General features: G+C 74.0%; 12 protein-coding genes. 5 read left to right on the forward strand and 7 right to left on the reverse strand.

What is annotated here, in order from left to right; all coding sequences use genetic code 11:
* The first annotated feature begins 60 nt into the window (after positions 1 to 60).
* Genes SYYSPA8_RS35525 through SYYSPA8_RS35535 form a run of 3 tightly spaced genes read left to right on the forward strand, consistent with a single transcriptional unit; the run spans position 61 to position 3,994 of the window.
* A complete protein-coding gene (locus tag SYYSPA8_RS35525) occupies positions 61 to 1,557 on the forward strand; it encodes a citrate synthase (RefSeq protein ID WP_323451590.1) in 1,497 nt (498 codons plus the stop codon).
* A 2-nt stretch (positions 1,558 to 1,559) separates the two neighbouring features.
* Complete coding sequence (locus tag SYYSPA8_RS35530) at positions 1,560 to 3,227, forward strand: sensor histidine kinase (protein ID WP_323451591.1); 1,668 nt, start codon at positions 1,560 to 1,562, stop codon at positions 3,225 to 3,227.
* The gene (locus tag SYYSPA8_RS35535; RefSeq protein WP_323451592.1) at positions 3,224 to 3,994 is read left to right on the forward strand and encodes a DUF7342 family protein; all 771 of its coding nucleotides are present in this window, start codon (positions 3,224 to 3,226) and stop codon (positions 3,992 to 3,994) included. The genes SYYSPA8_RS35530 and SYYSPA8_RS35535 overlap by 4 nt, the downstream gene beginning before the upstream one ends.
* A gap of 83 nt (positions 3,995 to 4,077) precedes the next feature.
* Here SYYSPA8_RS35535 and SYYSPA8_RS35540 read toward each other — a convergent pair whose 3' ends face one another.
* A complete protein-coding gene (locus SYYSPA8_RS35540) occupies positions 4,078 to 6,195 on the reverse strand; it encodes a DNA gyrase/topoisomerase IV subunit B (RefSeq protein WP_323451593.1) in 2,118 nt (705 codons plus the stop codon).
* 434 nt (positions 6,196 to 6,629) lie between these two features.
* Here SYYSPA8_RS35540 and SYYSPA8_RS35545 point away from each other — a divergent pair, with 434 nt between their 5' ends.
* Positions 6,630 to 6,860, forward strand: coding sequence for a DUF7455 domain-containing protein (locus tag SYYSPA8_RS35545; protein ID WP_323451594.1), 231 nt, complete (start codon positions 6,630 to 6,632; stop codon positions 6,858 to 6,860).
* A 188-nt stretch (positions 6,861 to 7,048) separates the two neighbouring features.
* On the opposite strand, the gene SYYSPA8_RS35550 is transcribed toward SYYSPA8_RS35545, so the two are convergent.
* The 6 genes from SYYSPA8_RS35550 to SYYSPA8_RS35575 all read right to left on the reverse strand — a co-directional run bounded on the left by SYYSPA8_RS35550 (position 7,049) and on the right by SYYSPA8_RS35575 (position 16,801).
* The gene (locus SYYSPA8_RS35550; protein WP_323451595.1) at positions 7,049 to 7,864 is read right to left on the reverse strand and encodes a S1 family peptidase; all 816 of its coding nucleotides are present in this window, start codon (positions 7,862 to 7,864) and stop codon (positions 7,049 to 7,051) included.
* 155 nt (positions 7,865 to 8,019) lie between these two features.
* A complete protein-coding gene (locus tag SYYSPA8_RS35555; protein WP_323451596.1) occupies positions 8,020 to 9,567 on the reverse strand; it encodes an RNA polymerase sigma factor in 1,548 nt (515 codons plus the stop codon).
* A 345-nt stretch (positions 9,568 to 9,912) separates the two neighbouring features.
* Complete coding sequence (locus SYYSPA8_RS35560; protein ID WP_323451597.1) at positions 9,913 to 10,800, reverse strand: FadR/GntR family transcriptional regulator; 888 nt, start codon at positions 10,798 to 10,800, stop codon at positions 9,913 to 9,915.
* A gap of 153 nt (positions 10,801 to 10,953) precedes the next feature.
* Positions 10,954 to 12,729 carry an ATP-binding cassette domain-containing protein gene (locus SYYSPA8_RS35565; RefSeq protein ID WP_323451598.1) on the reverse strand — a complete coding sequence of 592 codons (1,776 nt, stop codon included), beginning with the start codon at positions 12,727 to 12,729 and terminating at the stop codon, positions 10,954 to 10,956.
* A gap of 382 nt (positions 12,730 to 13,111) precedes the next feature.
* Positions 13,112 to 13,873, reverse strand: a complete 762-nt coding sequence (locus SYYSPA8_RS35570) for an NUDIX hydrolase (RefSeq protein ID WP_323451599.1) — start codon at positions 13,871 to 13,873, stop codon at positions 13,112 to 13,114.
* A 1,518-nt stretch (positions 13,874 to 15,391) separates the two neighbouring features.
* Positions 15,392 to 16,801, reverse strand: coding sequence for a DUF4192 domain-containing protein (locus SYYSPA8_RS35575; RefSeq protein ID WP_323451600.1), 1,410 nt, complete (start codon positions 16,799 to 16,801; stop codon positions 15,392 to 15,394).
* A gap of 126 nt (positions 16,802 to 16,927) precedes the next feature.
* Here SYYSPA8_RS35575 and SYYSPA8_RS35580 point away from each other — a divergent pair, with 126 nt between their 5' ends.
* Positions 16,928 to 19,123, forward strand: coding sequence for a RecQ family ATP-dependent DNA helicase (locus SYYSPA8_RS35580; RefSeq protein WP_323451601.1), 2,196 nt, complete (start codon positions 16,928 to 16,930; stop codon positions 19,121 to 19,123).
* The last annotated feature ends 11 nt before the right edge of the window (positions 19,124 to 19,134 follow it).

Genomic DNA, 19,134 nt, shown 5'->3' on the forward strand with positions numbered 1-19,134 from the left:
TGAATCTGTCGATGTCAATATTGATTGAATCAATATGTATGAGGTGTGTACGGTGACCTCATGACGGATCAGGCGGATCAGGCGGATCACCCAGGTCACGCGACGGCGGCCCGGGAGTCCGGGGAGCCCGGGGGGCGCCTCACCACCCGGGCGGCGGCCGAGCGGCTGGGTGTGAAGCCCGCGACGCTGTACGCGTACGTCAGCCGGGGCCTGCTCACCAGCCGGCGCGACCCCGGCGGGCGCGGGAGCACCTTCGACGCGGCGGAGGTCGAGGCGCTGCTGCGGCGCAACCGCCGCTCCGCCGACAGCGGGGACGGCGGCGACCCGTCGCAGCGGATCCGTACCGGCATCACCCTCATCGACAAGGACCGGTACTTCTTCCGGGGCGTGGACGCCACGGAGCTGGCCCGGCATCACTCGTACGAGACCGTCGCCGACTGGCTCTGGACGGGGACCCTGCGGCCGGGGATCCGGTTCACGGCACCGCCCCGGGCGCTGGCGGCGGCCCGCCGGGCGGTCGCGGCCATGCCCGGGGACAGCGGTTCGGCGGATCTGCTGCGGGTGGCGGCCGTCGCGGCGGCCGTCACCGACCCCGTCCGCTTCGACCTGGGGCAGGAATCGGTGATCGGCAGCGCCCGGATGCTGATCCCGACGCTGGTGGACGCGCTGCCGGTACGCGGGGAACAGCCCGGCACGAAGGGATCCGGTACGAAGGGATCCGGTGCGGATGCGTCCGGTACGGGGACCTCCGGTACGGGGACCTCCGGTACGGGGGCCTCCGGTACAGGGGCCTCCGGTACAGGGGCCTCCGATACGGAGCCGATCGCCCGCCGGCTCTGGTGCCGGCTGACCCCGGCGGACCCCGATCCGGCGGCGGTCCGCGTCCTCGATCTCACGCTGGCCCTGCTCGTCGACCACGACCTGGCCGCGTCCACGCTGGCCGCACGGGTCGCGGCGTCGGCCCGGGCCCACCCGTACGCCGTCGTGTCGGCCGGTCTGGGCGTACTGGACGGCCCCCTGCACGGCGCGGCGGGCAGCCTCGCCCACCGGATGCTCACCGAAGTGCTGGAGCGCGGCAGCGCGGCAGCCGTCGTCGCCGACCACCTGCGGGCGGGCCGCCCGGTGCCCGGCCTCGGCCACCGGCTCTACCCCGGCCGCGACCCGCGCGCCGAGGCGGTCTTCGCGGCCCTGGAGACCGTCCCGGCCGCCCGTGCGGCGATGGCGGCGGCCCGCGAGGTGGAGGCGGCGACCGCCCGGCAGCTGGACCTGAACGCCAATGTCGACCTGGCGCTCGGGGCCCTCACCGTGGCCTTCGGGATGGCCCCCGAGGCCTGCGAGACGGTCTTCGCGGTCGCGCGGACGGCGGGCTGGATCGCGCACGCCCTGGAGGAGTACGAGGAGCAGCCACTGCGGATGCGGCCGAGCGGCCGGTACACGGGCCCGCGCCCGCCGCTCCCCCTGCCCGTACCCGTGCCCGTGCCCGAGGGACAGGGCCCCTCGTCCGGGTCCTGCCCGGGTGGATTTCGGAAAGGCCCCGGCTCCGTTTACCGTTCATAGACATGAGCCCGGAACCGACCGCCCCGCCCCGACGACGGCGGATCGGCTGGCCGCAGCGGGTCTTCTCCCAGGTCCTGCTGATGCAGCTGGCCATCGCCACCGGTGTGACCGTCCTCGCCACCGGCTTCTTCCTCGCGCCGCTCTCCGCGCAACTCGACGACCAGGCGATGCGCCGTGCGCTGGCCATCGCCCAGACCGCCGCGTCCCCGCAGGTCGCCGAGAGCCTGGCCCGTACCCGCCCCGCGCCCGGGGGCCCGGTCCAGGCGGAGGCCGAGCGGATCCGCCGGGTCACCGACGCCGAGTATGTCGTGATCATGGACATGGGCGGGGTCCGCTGGTCCCACACCTCCCCGCAGCAGATCGGGCGGCTGGTCTCCACGGACCCCAGCGCGGCCCTCGCAGGCCGGGAGATCATGGAGATCGACAGCGGCACCCTCGGCCGCTCCGCCCGGGGCAAGGTCCCGCTCCGGGACGAGACGGGCCGGATCGTCGGCGCCGTCTCCGTCGGCATCGAGTACGACAGCGTCCGCGACCGGCTGTTCTCCGCGATCCCCGGGCTGCTCCTGTACGCGGGCGGCGCCCTGGCCGCCGGGGCGATCGCCGCCTATCTCATCTCCCGCAGGCTCCAGCGCCAGACCCACGACCTGGCCTTCTCCGACATCTCCGCCCTGCTCGCGGAGCGCGAGGCGATGCTGCACGGCATCCGCGAGGGGTTCGTCGCCCTGGACTCGGCGGGCCGGATCCGGCTGATGAACGACGAGGCGCAGCGGCTGCTGGGGCTGGAGTCCGACGGCCGGGGGCTCCCGCTCGACCAGGTGCTGGGCTCCGGCCGCACCGCCGATGTCCTGGCGGGCCGGGTCACCGGCGAGGACCTGGTGACCGTACGCGGCCACCGGGTGCTGATCGCCAACCGGATGCCCACCGACGACGGCGGCGCGGTCGCCACCCTGCGCGACCGTACCGAGCTGGAACGGCTGGGCCGGGAGCTGGACTCCACCCGGGGCCTGATCGACGCCCTGCGCGCCCAGGACCACGAGCACGCCAACCGGCTGCACACCCTCCTCGGCCTGCTGGAGCTGGAGATGCACGACGAGGCGGTCGACTTTGTCAACGAGGTCGTCGGGGTGCACCGGGCCACCGCCGAACAGGTCACCGAGAAGATCCACGACCCGCTGCTGGCCTCGCTGCTCGTCGGCAAGGCCACCGTCGCCGCCGAACGCGGGGTCTCCCTGCGCATCGCGCCCGGCACCCTGCTCCCCGACCGGCTGGTGGACCCGCGCGAACTGGTGACCGTCGTCGGCAACCTCGTCGACAACGCGATGGACGCCGCCGCCGGCTCGCCCGAACCCCGGATCGAGGTCGAACTGTCCTCGGCGGGCCGCACGGCGGTGCTGCGGGTCGCGGACAGCGGCCCCGGCGTCCCCCCCGAGCAGCGCGAGGAGATCTTCACCGAGGGGTGGACCACCAAGGAGCTGCCCGCGCACGGCAAGCGCGGCCTGGGCCTCGCCCTGGTGCGCCGGCTCGCCGAGCGGCAGGGCGGCAGCGCCCAGGTCCGCGACGCGGAGGGCGGCGGCGCCGAGTTCGTCGTGATCCTCCCGGAGGCGCTGACGGAGCTGACGGCCCGCGAGCCCGGGCCGGACCCCGCCACGGCGGCGGAGGCACGATCATGAACAGCGGCAGCACGGTCCGCAGCGGTCCGGTGACCACCGGACCGGCCGGGACGAACACGCCGGCGCCGGGCGGCGATGGCGACGAGACGATCGACGTCCTGGTGGTCGACGACGACATCCGGGTCGCGGGCATCAACGCCGCCTATGTGGCCAAGGTGCCCGGCTTCCGGGTCACCGCGGAGGCCCACTCGGCCGCCGAGGCCCTCGCCCGGATCGCCGACTCCCCCGCCGACCTCGTCCTCATGGACCACTACCTGCCGGACGGCAACGGCCTCGCCGTCGTCCGGGAGCTGCGCAGACTCGGCCACCACACCGATGTGATCATGGTGACGGCCGCCCGCGACGTGGCCACCGTCCAGGCGGCGATGCGGCACGGCGCGCTCCAGTACCTCGTCAAGCCGTTCAACTTCGCCGGGCTGCGCGCCAAGCTGGAGGCGTACGCGGGGCTGCGCCGCACCCTCGGCAGCGGCGGCGAGGCCGAACAGGCCGAGGTGGACCGGATCTTCGGCGCGCTCTCCGCCGGCTCGATCGCCCCCGATCTGCCCAAGGGGCACTCGCCGACCACCGCCGAGGTGGTACGGCAGGTGCTGCTGACCGCCGAGGGCCCGCTCTCCACCCAGGAGATCGCGGACCGCGCCGGGGTGAGCCGGCAGACCGCGCAGCGCTATCTGAAGCTCCTGGAGCGGGCCGGCCGGGTGCGGCTCAGTCTCAAGTACGGCGAGACGGGCCGCCCCGAGCACCGCTACCTCTGGTCGGCGCGTCCCTGACACACCGACCCCGGCGCGGGGACTCCGCGTCGGGGCCGGTGTGTCAGGGCCGGGGTGTCAGGGACGGGGCCCGGCCGGCGGGCTCAGGCGTCGATGCGGGAGCGGTCCAGGGTGGCCGCGGAGCTGGTGATGAACTCCTTACGGGGAGCGACCTCATTGCCCATCAGCAGGTCGAAGACCTGCTCGGACGCCTCCAGATCGCCGATGTTGATCCGGCGCAGGGTGCGGTGGCGCGGGTCCATCGTGGTCTCCGCCAGCTGGTCCGCGTCCATCTCGCCGAGGCCCTTGTAGCGCTGGATGGAGTCCTTGTAACGGATGTTCTTCCGCTGGAACTGGAGCAGGGTCTGGCGGAGTTCGTTGTCGGAGTAGGTGTAGACGTACTTGTCCTGGCCCTTCTTGGGCTGGACCAGCTCGATCCGGTGCAGCGGCGGCACGGCCGCGAAGACCCGGCCCGCCTCGACCATCGGGCGCATGTACCGCTGGAAGAGGGTGAGCAGCAGACAGCGGATGTGGGCGCCGTCGACATCGGCGTCGACCAGCAGCACGATCTTCCCGTACCGCGCCGCGTCGATGTCGAAGGTCCGGCCCGAACCGGCCCCTATGACCTGGATGATGGCGCCGCACTCGGCGTTCTTCAGCATGTCCGAAACGGACGACTTCTGTACGTTCAAAATCTTGCCGCGGATCGGCAGCAGCGCCTGGAACTCGCTGTTCCGCGCCAGTTTGGCGGTGCCGAGCGCCGAGTCGCCCTCGACGATGAAGAGTTCGCTGCGCTCCACGTCGTCGCTGCGGCAGTCCGCCAGCTTGGCCGGGAGCGAGGAGGACTCCAGGGCCGTCTTCCGGCGCTGTGCGTCCTTGTGCTGACGGGCCGCGATCCGGGTGCGCGCGGCGGCGACGGCCTTGTCCAGCACCGCGCGGGCCTGGGCCTTGGCGTCCCTCTTGGTGGAGGTGAGGAACGCCTTCAGCTCGCGGGCGACGACGTTGGAGACGATCCGGTTGGCCGCGGAGGTGCCCAGCACCTCCTTGGTCTGGCCCTCGAACTGCGGCTCCGCCAGCCGCACGGTGACGACGGCGGTGAGGCCCTCCAGGGCGTCGTCCTTGACGATGTCGTCCTCCGCCACCCGCAGGAGCTTGGCGGAGCGCAGCACCTCGTTGACCGTCTTGGTGAGGGAGCGCTCGAAGCCGGTGACGTGGGTGCCGCCCTTGGGGGTGGCGATGATGTTGACGAAGGACCGCACCGTGGTGTCGTAGCCGGTGCCCCAGCGCAGCGCGATGTCGACGGCCAGCTCGCGGGTGACCTCGGTGGGGGTCATGTGGCCGCGGTCGTCCAGGACCGGGACGGTCTCCTTGAAGGTGCCCTGGCCGGTGAGCCGGAGCACGTCGCAGACGGCCTTGTCCTGCGCCAGGTACTCGCAGAACTCGCTGATGCCGCCGTCGAAGCGGAAGATCTCCTGGCTCTTGCCCTCGCCCTCCAGGTCGCGCTCGTCGCGCACGACGATGGTGAGGCCGGGCACCAGGAAGGCGGTCTGCCGGGCGCGCTGGTGCAGCGTCTCCAGGCCGAGCCGGGCCTCCTTGAGGAAGATCTGCCGGTCCGCCCAGTACCGCACGCGGGTGCCGGTGCGGGTCCTGGGCACCCGCTTGCCCTTGCGCAGCCCGTTGTCGGGGTCGAAGGGGGCGTCGGGGCCCTGTTCGGTGAAGATGCCGGGGACGCCACGGCGGAAGCTGATCGCGTGGGTGGCGCCGCCGCGGTCGACCTCGACGTCGAGGCGGGCGGAGAGCGCGTTGACCACGGAGGCGCCGACGCCGTGGAGGCCGCCGGACGCGGCGTAGGAGCCGCCGCCGAACTTGCCGCCGGCGTGCAGCTTGGTCATCACGACCTCGACGCCGGAGAGGCCGGTCTTGGGCTCCACGTCCACCGGGATGCCACGGCCGTTGTCCTGCACCTCGACGGAGCCGTCGTCGTGCAGGATCACCTCGATGTGGTCGCAGTAGCCGCCGAGGGCCTCGTCGACGGAATTGTCGATGATCTCCCAGAGGCAGTGCATCAGACCGCGGCTGTCCGTCGATCCGATGTACATGCCGGGGCGCTTGCGAACCGCTTCGAGGCCTTCCAGGACGAGCAGATGCCGCGCGGTGTAGTTGGAACCGTCACGCTCTGCGGTCAGCAGCGCTGTCGACGGCACGGACGTTTCGGCGGTCACGCGGTTCGCTCCTCGCTGAATTTCAGATGGGGCCCGGTGGGGTAGGGCCTGGCGTCGGTCGCCCGTTGAGAGGGTACCGAGCCCTGGTAGAGCCGTTGTCACGCCACCCTGGTCCTTGCATACCCTAGTCCAGAGTCGTATGTCTGTTCGATCCCTCGATGGAGTGACGCGAACATCACGTTCCCTTCCGCGCATGAACCATTTAGGCTCCGGGCACGTCCTCAACAACAACCGGCAACCCAGCCGGGAGGGCCCCAACAAGACAAGCAACGCGAAACCCGTAAAGCACCGCAATACGGCCCATTCGCCGCCAACCGGCAGCAGCCAGCCTCCGAAGAAGAAATTTTCAAGGAAAAGTCCCGAGCGGGAACGATTTGGGACTGGTTGGATGTTGACCCTGGTACGACAGCTCGTCGAGCTAGAGAAGAGGCGACGTGACTACTGTTCTGACCCCCGCGAGCCCGCTGACGGCCGCTGACCGCTGCGACCGCTGCGGCGCCCAGGCGTATCTGCGCGTCGTCCTGACCAGCGGCGGTGAGCTGCTCTTCTGTGCCCACCACGGGCGCAAGTTCGAGCCGGAACTCAAGAAGATCGCCGCGGAAATACAGGATGAGAGCGACCGACTGACGGCCGTGCCGGCCGGAGCAGGTCAAGAGGATCACTGATCACTTCGCATCCACGACGAGCTAAGGCCGGTCCAGGACCAGCCGACGGGCGACCGCCTCCCGGGGCGGTCGCCCGCTCGTGTCTCCGGGCCCTTCACCGAGGGCCCGGCCCCCTTTGCCTCCGGGCCCGGTCGCAGCCGCCCACGGGCCCGTACGACCGCACGCCGGAGCCGTTCCACCGCCACGGCCTACGGCAGCCGTACCGCCGAGACCCGGGTGTAGACGCCGGGGCTCTGCGCGAGGCCGCAGCCGCTCCCCCAGGACACCAGGCCGATCAGCCTGCCGCCCGCCACCAGCGGCCCGCCGCTGTCCCCCTGGCAGGCGTCCCTGCCGCCCCGGGCGTCGCCCGCGCACAGCATCGTGGTGGCGACGTAGCGCCCTTCGAGACCGCCCGGGTAGGCCCGGCGACAGGTGGTGTCCGGGAGTACGCTCACCTGCGCGGCCCGCAGCGACGACGCGTACGCCCCCTCGCCGGTCGTATCGCCCCAGCCGTATACCGACGCCGTCGTACCCGGCTTGTACGCGGGGTCCCCCGCCGCCGCCACCGTGATCACCCGGAAGTCGGGCAGCGGCTCCGCCAGCGTCAGCAGCGCCAGATCCGCGCTGCTGGTGACCGGGTCGTACTCCGGCGAGACCCAGATGCCGTCGACCGGGACCTCCACGCCCCCGGCGCCCGACAGCTCCGTACGCCCGGCGATGATCCGCAGATCCGGTACGTCCCGCACGTCCTCGCCGAGCACCGCGCGGCTCAGACAGTGCGCGGCCGTCATCACCCGGTCCCGCGCCACCACGACGCCGCCGCAGAACTGGCCCGCGCGCGTTCCCCCGAACCGGTCACGGCTGGAGAGCGCGACCACCCAGGGGCTGTCGGCCGTCCGCACCGGGCGGCCTCCGATGACGACGCTGTCGGCAGCGGCCGGCGCGGGGACCGCCAGCGGGGCCAGCGCTCCGGCGGGGAGCAGGGCCAGCACCCCGAGCAGGACTCGGAGGAGGGGACGACGCATCGGTTCTCCTGACTCTCGGCAAGAACAAGTGCACTCAGAGTCATCCAGTACAGCGTCTTCCGCACCCCTGGACACGGCGAAGGCCCGGATTCCTCACGGAGATCCGGGCCTTTCCGTGCACCGGTGCCCAGGGGTGACCCCCCGGCACCGGCCCGTCAGTCGAGGTAGTCCCGCAGGACCTGCGAACGGGACGGGTGGCGCAGCTTGGACATGGTCTTGGACTCGATCTGCCGGATCCGCTCACGGGTGACCCCGTAGACCTTGCCGATCTCGTCCAGGGTCTTCGGCTGGCCGTCGGTGAGGCCGAAGCGCATGGAGACCACGCCCGCCTCCCGCTCGGACAGGGTGTCGAGGACCGAGTGCAGCTGCTCCTGGAGCAGGGTGAAGCTCACCGCGTCCGCCGGGACGACGGCCTCGGAGTCCTCGATCAGGTCGCCGAACTCGCTGTCGCCGTCCTCGCCGAGCGGGGTGTGCAGGGAGATCGGCTCACGGCCGTACTTCTGGACCTCGATGACCTTCTCCGGGGTCATGTCGAGTTCCTTGGCCAGCTCCTCCGGGGTGGGCTCGCGGCCCAGGTCCTGGAGCATCTGGCGCTGCACGCGGGCCAGCTTGTTGATGACCTCGACCATGTGCACCGGGATACGGATGGTGCGGGCCTGGTCGGCCATGGCGCGGGTGATCGCCTGACGGATCCACCAGGTGGCGTACGTGGAGAACTTGTAGCCCTTGGTGTAGTCGAACTTCTCCACGGCGCGGATCAGACCGAGGTTTCCCTCCTGGATCAGGTCCAGGAAGAGCATGCCGCGGCCGGTGTACCGCTTGGCCAGCGAGACCACGAGCCGGAGGTTGGCCTCCAGCAGGTGGTTCTTGGCGCGGCGGCCGTCCTCGGCGATGATCTCCAGCTCGCGCTTGAGCTTCGGCGCCAGCTTGTCGGCGTTGGCGAGCTTGTCCTCGGCGAAGAGGCCGGCCTCGATCCGCTTGGCGAGCTCGACCTCCTGCTCGGCGTTGAGGAGCGGGACCTTGCCGATCTGCTTCAGATAGTCCTTGACCGGGTCGGCCGTGGCACCGGCCACCGCGACCTGCTGCGCGGGGGCGTCGTCCTCGTCCTCGTCGGAGAGGACAAAGCCCTTGGCCTCGCCCTCGGTCTCGTCCTCGTCCTTGGCGCCGGGCTGGACGTCCTCAAGCAGCTCCTCGCCCTCGATCGGCTCGTCCAGGTCCTTCTTGCCGGCGGTCTTCTTGGCCGCCGTCTTCTTGGCCGCGGTCTTCTTCACCGCCGCCTTCTTGGCCACCGTCTTCTTCGCGGCGGCCTTCTTCGCGGGCGTGGTGCCGTCGTCGCCCGTGGAGGCGTCGGCGCCCGCCGGTGCGGCGGTGGCCGCGACCGTCTTCGTCGTGGTCGTCGTCCTGGCGGCGACGGTCCTGGTCGTGGTGCGCTTGGCCGTGCTCTTCGCGGCGACGCTCTTCCTGGTCCGCTTGGGCGACTCTGCGGCACTGACCATCAGTGTCACCCCCTCTTCCTCAAGAATCTGGTTGAGGCTGCGCAGAACGTTCTTCCACTGGGTTGGCGGAATCTGGTCGGCTTCGAAGGCGCGACGCACGTCATCGCCGGCGATCTGCCCATCAGCCTTTCCCCGCTCGATGAGCGCCATCACAGATTCGGACTCGGCGATCTCCGGCGGGAGCGTACGGGATGTGCTGGCCGACACGAACAACCTCTCGGAACGATGGAAACGGCTTCCGACTCCGCCCATGATCGGGCCGGAGCCGACGACCACCTGGCTTCGGATGTGCCGGTGGCGCGGGGCGGAACCTCGGCTGGAACAAGAACAGCGCCGAAACCGGCTGCCGTATTCCCTCCTCGGCTGTCACCTCTTAAGTCATCGCACTGTTTCGAGGAGTGTTACGCCCAATCCACGTGGCCCGAGTCACACCCCATTGGGGACCAATCGGGCAGATCGGGTGTTCGACACCCAAACGGTGCCGCCGGACCCCCGGGGTGCCCGGCGACACTCGGTGTGCGCGCCCGCGCGCGCCGTCCGCGCGGGTGTGCCTCAGTGCTCGCGCGGGGCGGGGACGACGCGCTCCACTTCCGGGTGGACGGTCAGCAGCTGCCGCATGGCGGACTCGGCCGCGTGGGGGTCCCCGGCGGCGAGGGCGTCGACGATCCGTGCGTGATGGGAGAGCGACGCCTCGTGGGGGCGGTCACAGCCGGTGACCGGATTGCCGGAGACCTGGAGGGCGGCGGAGACGATGCCGGAGAGGTGCTCCAGCATCCGGTTGCCGGCGAGCTGGATGAGCAGGTTGTGGAACTCCGTGTCGGCGCGGGCGAAGGTGATCCCGTCGCCCTGGGCCAGCGCGTGGCCCATGATCTCGACCATGTCGCCGAGGCGCTGCTGGACGTCCTCCCGGCCGTGCCCGGCGGCGAGCCGGGCGGCCAGCGGTTCGATGGTCCAGCGCAGCTCGCACAGCTCGCGCCGCTGGTCGTCACGCTGCGGACCAAAGGCCCGCCACTCGATGATGTCGGGGTCCAGGAGATTCCAGTCGCTGACCGGGCGGACCCGGGTGCCGACGTTGGGGCGGGCGCTGACCAGGCCCTTCGCCTCCAGTACACGCAGTGATTCACGGACGACGGTACGGGAGACCTCGAAGCGCTGGCCGATCTCCTCCGGAACCAGTGGGCGGTCGGCCCCCAGATCGCCCGAGACGATCATCTGGCCGAGCTGCTGGACCAGTTGGCCGTGGAGCCCCCGGCCCCGGCTCCCCGCCGCGCGGCGTCCGACCCGGCCCAGCTCCGTATCGGGGCCGTCCCACGCGGGCGGTCCGACACGGTCGCTTCCCGGCGACTCCGCGTAGGGGTATCGATCGAGTTCGCCCGGACCGGCGAGGCCGGAGTCGGCGGGACGGGCGGCGGTCATCATGGTGTGCGCAAGGGTACTCACGCATCCTTTGTCGGCCCGGCTCCCACGGCCCTTGAGGTCTTTGGTGAAAAGCACACGAAAGGGTGATCGGCGCTTCCCCCACAATTGACGCCTTATCGGAAAGAAACGGGCACCTCTCACCGCGTGATGAGCAGATCGCCGTACTCCGGCCGCTCACGGGCGGCGCAGGACCTCGCGGCGACCGGCGGTGACCATATAAGCGCAGATCAGTACAGACAGGGACAACACCAGTGCGACGCCCATGGGTTGGGCGAACAGACGTGTCCCGGCGGCCGGCCAGCCGTCCGCCCACCCGGGGAACGCCGTCCAGGACAGCTCTCCGAGCCGGCCGGGGAGCCCTGCCGCCGACCGCGCCGGCCCCCCGCCCGGGTCGTCGACCGCCTCCCGGACCAGGGGGACGACGGCGACCGGCACGGCGAGCACCGCCGCCACGCCCGCCGCCGTCACCCGGAAGACGCCCGCGCCCAGCAGCCCGGCCCAGGCGCAGCCCACGGCCAGGGCGCACCAGCCCGCGAGGAGCGCGGGGGCGTCCCCGGGCAGCGCGAGGGAGCCGGGCCCGTAGACCAGGGCCAGCGCGGCCGCGCCGATGCCCACGGCGAGCAGCGCGGTCAGGAGCGCGGCCACGGCGGTCACGAGCAGCTTGGCCGCCAGCAGCCGCAGCCGGCGGGCTAGCGGGCCGTGGAGTGCCGCGAGGGCCGGGTAGCGGTGCTCCTCGCCCAGGGAGAGGGCTCCGACCAGCCCGGCGGCGAGCGCGGCGGGCGGCAGCGGCAGGAGGGCGGGCCACCCGGCGAGCGCCAGCGGTACGGAAGCCGCCCGGGAGCGGGCCAGCAGGACGCAGAGAATCACAGAGGCCACCACCGCCCCGGCCATCACCAGGGGTGCCGTGCGCACCCCGGTCATCCTGAGCACCTCGTAGCGCAGGGGTCGCACGGGTGCGCTCACGAGCGGTCCGCCCCCGCGCGCCGGGCGGACGCGGGGCGCCCGGGGCGCTTCGGGTGGCGTGCCGGCTGGCGCGTCGGGTGCGGGATCGCCGGGGGGTACGGGGGAGGGGTCCGGCGCGGTGTCGCCGCTCTCGTCGGTGAGCCGGTGGAGGAGGACGCGGTGCCGGAAGGCGGTCTCGCCGACCTCGGCGCAGGTACTGCCGTAGACGGAGAGCAGCCCTCCGCTCTCGGTGACCGCTTCGATCCCGCGCCCGCCGGCGCGCGCCTCCCGCTGGAGGAGTCCGGCGAGGCGGACGGCGTGCGGGGAGCGGACGGCGACCCGGGGGCGCAGCCGGCTGCGGGCGAACGCGGCGGCGTCCTGGTCGGCGACGAGCCGGCCCGCGTCGATGGCGAGGACCCGGTCGGCGAACCGGGCGGCCTCCCGGGGGTCCGCCGTGGTGCACAGCACCGTCCCGCCGCGCTCGGCGTGTGCCCGCAGCAGCGCGTACCACCAGGAGCGCTCCTCGGGCGGGAGTCCCCGCAGGGGTTCGTCGAGCAGGAGTGTCCCCGGCTCCGCGAGCAGCGCGCAGCCGATGCCGAGGCGGCGGTCCATCCCGAGGGAGAGCCGGTCGAGGCGGCGTCCGGCGTGGGCCGTGAGGCCGGTCGCGGCCAGTGTCCCGTCGACGCGGGAGGGCGGGGCGCCGACGGCGGCGCCGACCATGCGCAGCTGGCTCCGGACCGTCCGGGCGGGGTGGCCCGGCACATCGCCGAGGAGCGCGCCCACCTCGCGGGCGGGGTGGGCGAGGCGGTGCAGGGGGCTGCCGCGGAAGTGGGTGTCGCCCCGGCCCTCGTCCAGCCCGAGCAGCAGGCGCAGCGTGCTGGACTTGCCCGCGCCCTCGGGTCCGACGAGGGCGGTGACCTGCCCCGGCCGGACGTCGAAGGTCAGCTCTCGCACGACCGGCTCCCGGCCGTGCCGGGTCCGGCTGGACACTCCCATGACCTGGAGCATGGCTTCTCTCCCCGGAAGGCGGACGGGGACCGCCGTGACGGCGGGCGGGCATCAGCACGATAACCCGACATGTGCGACTTTTAACGCAGGCGGGTGAGACCGGGTGTCACCCGCCGCCCGGCGGTGCGCCCCGGGCCCGTCGGGGGCGGCGGACACCCGGTGCGGGCACCGCATCCGCCGCCCCCGGCGGCGCGGCGTGCGCCGGGGAGACCGGGATGCCGGCGGGGTCGCCCAGGAACAACCTCCCGCGTACGGGGGCGCGGTGCGGGACGAGCCCGCCAGGTCTGCGGCGGGGTACGCGGGCGGGACACGCGGGACGTGGGGACGGAGCGGCCCGGGGAGGGACGCGCCGCCGCTCCCCGGCCCGAGGGGTGACGAGCCGTCAGACCTCGGGGCGCAGCATCGGCGGGTTGAGCACCGTGGCCCCGCCCGCGCGGAAGAGCTGCGCGGGCCGGCCGCCCTGCCGGGTGGTGGTCCCCCCGGACGGCACCAGGAAGCCGGGCGTGCCGGTGACCTTGCGGTGGAAGTTCCTCGGGTCGAGGGCGACGCCCCACACCGCTTCGTACACCCGGCGCAGCTCGCCGACGGTGAACTCCGGCGGGCAGAAGGCCGTGGCCAGCGACGAGTACTCGATCTTGGAGCGGGCCCGCTCCACCCCGTCCGCCAGGATCCGCGCGTGGTCGAAGGCGAGCGGAGCGGCCAGCTCGTCCTCGCGTACGGGCCCGCCGTCCTGGGCGAGCAGGTCCTCGACCGTCGCCCAGCGCGCGCCGTTCGCGTCACCGCCGGCCCGGGGCGCGGGCAGGTCGGGCGCGAGCACCAGATGGGCGACGCTGACGACCCGCATCCGGGGGTCCCGCTCCGGGTCGCCGTAGGTGGCGAGCTGTTCGAGGTGCGCGGCGCCGGACTGGGGCGCGGCGGGGTCGTGGGCGCACAGGCCGGTCTCCTCGGCCAGCTCCCTGGCGGCGGCCGCCGCCAGGGACTCGTCGGCCCTGACGAAGCCGCCCGGCAGCGCCCACCGGCCCTGGAAGGGCGACTCGCCCCGGCGGACGACCAGGGCGCAGAGCGCGTGCCGCCGCACGGTGAGCACGACCAGATCGACAGTGACGGCGAAGGGCGGAAAGGCCGACGGGTCGTAGGGAGACATGCCGTGATCATAGTCGTCTGCCTGACGATAAACACTCCTTTCGCCGTACCGGACCGGTTCCTTCCCAACCACTCCCCCGCCCCCGCCCGGCCGTCCCCGACCAGGGTCGCGGGGATGCCTCCCCTCCCCCCATCCATGCCCGGGGCCACCTGCCCACCGGTGGTGACAGCGGGTCGGCAGGACCACCCGCACGAGCCGGGCCTACGGGGCTACGGGCCCGTCGCGCCGTAGGCCCGGCGGCCGCCCGGAGCCGCCGTGGGCCACCGGGCGGCACAGTCCAACGGGCCCATGGGGGCACCACCCTGCCCGGCCCCCGCGACGCCACCCGAGGGGCCGTGGGAGCGCCGGCGCCGGCCGACCGGACACCCCGACGGGATCCCCCCGCCATCGGCGCGTACCGGCCGTCCACGGCGCCCAGGGCACGGGCCGACCGGACCGGTGTCCGCAGGAGCACCGCCCCGGCCCAGCCCTCCGGGCGGTGAAGCCGCCACCGTGCCCCGCCCGCAGGCCCCGCATGACCCACCGGGCCACCGGCGGGACTCTCCCGCGCGTGCACCGGGGACGCGCCCACCCCGGGCAGCCCGGAATCCGCCCGGCAGCGGACCCGCTCGGCCGCCGACACCACTGGTGGGAGCCTGGCCGCGCAAGCTCTCGGAGGCGCGGTGCCCCCACCTGTCGCTGCGCGACCCGAACGGACCGGCGGGAGCGTCGGCGACCGTCGCCGGGCCACCGTCGGGACTCTCCCCCGCGCAACGCCGAAGACACCCGCGCCCGAAGCACCGTCCGGCCACCCGCCCGGAGGGCCGCGTCGGCCTCGGCGCCATCGGCGGGAGCCACGCGACAGCGCATGGCCATGGAGGCACCCCTCTGCCCAGGCCCTTTCCTCCGGTCTTCCGGATCAGGCCGGGTCAGGGAACGCGGTCTGGTGCAGGGGGTCTCCCCAGACCCGCCGACGGCCGAGGGGTGGGGTCTCCCCAGGCCCCCGGGCCCCCGGGCCGAGGGGACGCATCGCAAGGCCGGAGGGGGGTACTTCCCCCTGGCTCCGCCGGTGGCACCCCACCCGGACCGCCAGACCGGGGGGCGGTGCCAGGCCACGCGAGCCCAGCAGGATCCGGAAGAGAGGGCCTGGCCCTGGGCGGCGACCGCGCGCCACGGGCCACCGGCGGAAGCCGGCCAGGATGTATCCACCAGAGCACCGGGCGGGAATCTCCCGTACGCATGGCCCCGGAGGCACCCGCGCCCGCAGCCCCGCCCGGATGACACCCGGCACCGGACCGCCGGCCGGAAGCGGGCCGCGCAGGCCCACGAAGGCACCCCCGCCCCGCCCACCGCGCTGCCCGAACGGCACCCACCGAGACCGCCGACGGGCCGCCGTCCGCAGCGGTCCGGCCACCGGCCCCGGTGGGTGCGGACCGGGCGCACCCGTAAGGACCCTGCGGCATCCCTGCGACGCGGCCGGCCACGGCACCAGGGGCACCGGCCCGGCCCGGTCGGTGGCTTCAGGAGGGCGTCCATGGCTCAGGTCTCGCGGGCGCTGTCGTCCCGCCGGGTGGGACGGCTTCCGCCGGGGCCCGGGCGGGTCGGGCCGGTGCGCCGGGGCGGGCCCGCGGTGCCGGCGGCGGGTGGGCGGGCCGGGCGGAGGCGGCCGGGGCGGGCGGCAGGGTCGCGTGGTGGGGTGTGGTCCGGGCGGCCTCCCCGGGGCGGAGGCGGCGGGCCCTGTCCGTCTTCGGGGTGCTCCGGCGGCTGCGGGCGGTCGCCCCTCGCGGCCTGGGCGCGTTCCCCTCCGGTCGCCGTGCGGCGGGCCTCCCGCTCCTGCCGGAGGACGGCACGCACGTCCTCCACGTCCAGGCCGGCGTTGCACGCATGGTGCAGCAGCAGGGCGAAGACGTACTCCGGGTCGCGGCTCAGCGCCAGCCCGAAGGCGACCCGGGCGGCCTGCTGGTCGCCGGTGGACCAGGAGACCCAGCCCGCGAGGGTGAGCGGGGCGGCCGCGTGCTCCGCGTACATCCCGACGCAGCGGCGGGAGAGCGCCCGCCACAGCCGCAGCGCGGGCTCCCCCTCGGGCCCCTCCATCCACTCGGCGGCCCGGTCCCGGGTGCCCCGGTCCTGGAGGCCGAGGATCAGCTCGGCGGCCTCGCCGTCGGAGAGCAGGGCGTCATCGGCGGCGTCCACGGCCGCGAGCCCCCGGGGCGGGCAGGGCGCGGCGGCGATCCGGTCCATGGCGCCCCGGGCCAGCCGGACGGTGTCCTCCGTCACCCCGGACCGTCCCCGGCCGTCCAGGATCCGGGGGACCAGCGTGGCGGCGGCCCGGTCGAGGGCCCGCTCCTGGGCGGCCGCGCGCTGCCCGCTCCAGGGTGCGAGACGGGCCTCCATGTCCCGCAGGGAGCCGCGCACCCGGACCCCCGCGTACACGGAGGCCGCGGCCATCACCGAGGTGCCCGGGGCGGCGAGCGGATTCCCCTCCCGCGGGCAGCAGCGGGCGTCCGGGCAGCAGTAGGACCAGAAACGGCCGCCGGAGATGCACAGCGCCTCGTACACCGGGACATCCAGCGCGCCGCAGGCGGTCCGCAGCCAGTGGGAGAAGGGGCGCAGCCGCTCCATCACGTCCTGGCCGCTCTCCCCGGGGCGGGGGTCCTGGCAGAGGAAGAGGGCGACGCCGTCGGGGTGGTCGCCCCGGCGTCCGCTGCCCTCGATCAGGCACTCGGCGAGCCGCCCGGCGACCGGCCGCCACTCGGCGGGCGAGGGCGGGATGCCCAGCCGGACCCGGCCGCCGAAGGCGCCCCGGCTGCCGTGCAGGGCGACCATGACGACCGAGTCCGTCGGGTGGTAGCCGAGGACGTAGGGCAGGGCGTCGGCCAGCTCGGCGGGCCCGCGCAGGGTGACCAGGGGGCGCCCGGCCCCGGCGGTGGGTTCGTGGTGGTTGCTCATGGCGCCGACGGTCCCGCACCCCGGCACGGTCCGCGACCCCCTGTGGATAACTCCGGTGAAGCCGAGTTGTCCACAGGCGAGGAGGTTCGTTCGCGCACTGTCGGTGCCATCGGGTTGCATGGGGGCATGAGCAACGCAGACCTCTCGGCCGTGTCCGGTTCCGACGACCCCGCCGCGCTGCGGGCAGCGGCCGATGCCGTGCTCGCCCGCCTCGTCCCGACCGGGGGCGATCCCGCGCGGCTGCGCGAGGACCAGTGGCGGGCGATCGAGGCCCTGGTCGCCCACCGGCGCCGGGCCCTGGTCGTGCAGCGGACCGGCTGGGGCAAGTCGGCCGTGTACTTCGTCGCCACCGCCCTGCTGCGGCAGCGCGGCGGCGGGCCGACCGTCATCGTCTCCCCGCTGCTCGCCCTCATGCGCAACCAGGTCGACGCGGCGGCCCGGGCCGGCATCCACGCCCGCACGATCAACTCGGCGAATCCGGAGGAGTGGCGGACGATCCAGGAGGAGATCGAGGCCGGGACGGTCGACGTGCTGCTGGTCAGCCCGGAGCGGCTGAACAACCCCGACTTCCGCGACCAGGTGCTGCCCCGGCTGGCCGCCGCCACCGGTCTGCTCGTGGTCGACGAGGCGCACTGCATCTCCGACTGGGGCCACGACTTCCGCCCGGACTACCGCAGGCTGCGCACCATGCTGGCGGAGCTGCCCCGGGACGTCCCCGTCCTCGCGACCACCGCCACCGCCAACGCCCGGGTCACGGCGGACGTCGCCGAGCAGCTGGGGACCGGCGCGGGCACGGACGCGCTGGTGCTGCGCGGCCCGCTGGACCGCGAGAGCCTGGCACTGGGCGTGATCCGGCTGCCGGACGCGGCCTCCCGGCTGGCCTGGCTCGCCGACCACCTGGACGAACTGCCGGGTTCGGGGATCGTCTACACCCTGACGGTGGCCGCCGCCGAGGAGGTCGGCGCGCATCTGCGGCAGCGCGGGCACGCCGTCGCCACGTACACCGGCCGCACCGAGGACGCCGACCGCCGCCAGGCCGAGGAGGACCTGCTGGGCAACCGGGTGAAGGCCCTGGTCGCGACCTCCGCGCTGGGCATGGGCTTCGACAAGCCCGACCTCGGCTTCGTGGTGCACCTGGGCTGCCCCTCCTCCCCCATCGCCTACTACCAGCAGGTGGGCCGGGCCGGGCGCGGGGTGCGCCACGCGGAGGTGCTGCTGCTGCCGGGCCCGGAGGACGAGGCGATCTGGAAGTACTTCGCCTCCGTCGCCTTTCCGCCGGAGCCCCTGGTGCGGCGGACCATCGACGTCCTCGCCCAGGCGGACCGGCCGCTCTCGCTGCCGGCGCTGGAGCCCCTGGTGGAGCTGCGCCGCACCCGGCTGGAGACCATGCTCAAGGTCCTCGACGTGGACGGCGCGGTGCGCCGGGTCAAGGGCGGCTGGACCGCCACCGGCCGGCCCTGGGTGTACGACACGGAGCGCTACGCCTGGGTGGCCCGGCAGCGGGAGGCGGAGCAGCGGGCCATGCGGGAGTACACCGGCCTGACGGGCTGCCGGATGGAGTTCCTGCGGCGGCAGCTCGACGACGAGGAGGCGGCGCCCTGCGGCCGCTGCGACAACTGCGCGGGGGCCAGGTTCGGCACCGAGGTCTCCGAGGCCTCCCTCGCGGCCGCGCGCGGGGAGCTGGGCCGGCCGGGCGTCGAGGTGGAGCCGCGCCGGATGTGGCCGACGGGTCTCGCGGCGGTGGGGCTGGCCCTCAAGGGCCGGCTCCCGGAGGCCGAGCAGGCGTTCACCGGGCGGGCCCTGGGGCGCCTCTCGGACATCGGCTGGGGCAACCGGCTGCGCCCGATGCTCGCGGAGCAGGCTCCGGACGGACCGGTTCCGGACGAGGTGGTGGACGCGGTGGTGACGGTCCTGGCGGACTGGGCCAAGGGCCCCGGCGGCTGGGCATCGGGCGCGGCGGATGCCTCCGAGCGGCCGGTGGGGGTGGTCACGGTCGCCTCCCGCCGGCGCCCCCTGCTCACCGGGTCCCTGGGGGCGCGGATCGCGCAGGTGGGCCGGATGCCGCTGCTGGGCTCCGTGAGCTGCCTGCCCGACGGCCCGGGGGGATTCTCCCGGACCAACAGCGCCCAGCGGGTCCGGGCGTTGGACGCGGCCCTGGCGGTCCCGGAGGAGCTGGCCCTGGCCCTTCGGGAGGCGGGCGGCCCGGTGCTCCTCGTCGACGACTACGCGGACACCGGCTGGACCCTGGCGGTGGCGGCGCGGCTGCTCCGCAGGGCCGGAGCCCGGGGGGTGTATCCGCTGGTTCTCGCCGTGCAGACGTGACCCCCGGTACG

The organism is Streptomyces yaizuensis (assembly GCF_034961445.1).
Lineage (GTDB): Bacteria > Actinomycetota > Actinomycetes > Streptomycetales > Streptomycetaceae > Streptomyces > Streptomyces yaizuensis.

Excerpts from the sequence above, each read along its gene's own strand:
- SYYSPA8_RS35525 (WP_323451590.1), top strand. The coding sequence starts at position 61 with ATGACGGATCAGGCGGATCAGGCGGATCACCCAGGTCACGCGACGGCG.
- SYYSPA8_RS35530 (WP_323451591.1), top strand. The coding sequence starts at position 1,560 with ATGAGCCCGGAACCGACCGCCCCGCCCCGACGACGGCGGATCGGCTGG.
- SYYSPA8_RS35535 (WP_323451592.1), top strand. The coding sequence starts at position 3,224 with ATGAACAGCGGCAGCACGGTCCGCAGCGGTCCGGTGACCACCGGACCG.
- SYYSPA8_RS35550 (WP_323451595.1), bottom strand. The coding sequence starts at position 7,864 with ATGCGTCGTCCCCTCCTCCGAGTCCTGCTCGGGGTGCTGGCCCTGCTC.
- SYYSPA8_RS35565 (WP_323451598.1), bottom strand. The coding sequence starts at position 12,729 with ATGCTCCAGGTCATGGGAGTGTCCAGCCGGACCCGGCACGGCCGGGAG.
- SYYSPA8_RS35570 (WP_323451599.1), bottom strand. The coding sequence starts at position 13,873 with ATGTCTCCCTACGACCCGTCGGCCTTTCCGCCCTTCGCCGTCACTGTC.
- SYYSPA8_RS35575 (WP_323451600.1), bottom strand. The coding sequence starts at position 16,801 with ATGAGCAACCACCACGAACCCACCGCCGGGGCCGGGCGCCCCCTGGTC.
- SYYSPA8_RS35580 (WP_323451601.1), top strand. The coding sequence starts at position 16,928 with ATGAGCAACGCAGACCTCTCGGCCGTGTCCGGTTCCGACGACCCCGCC.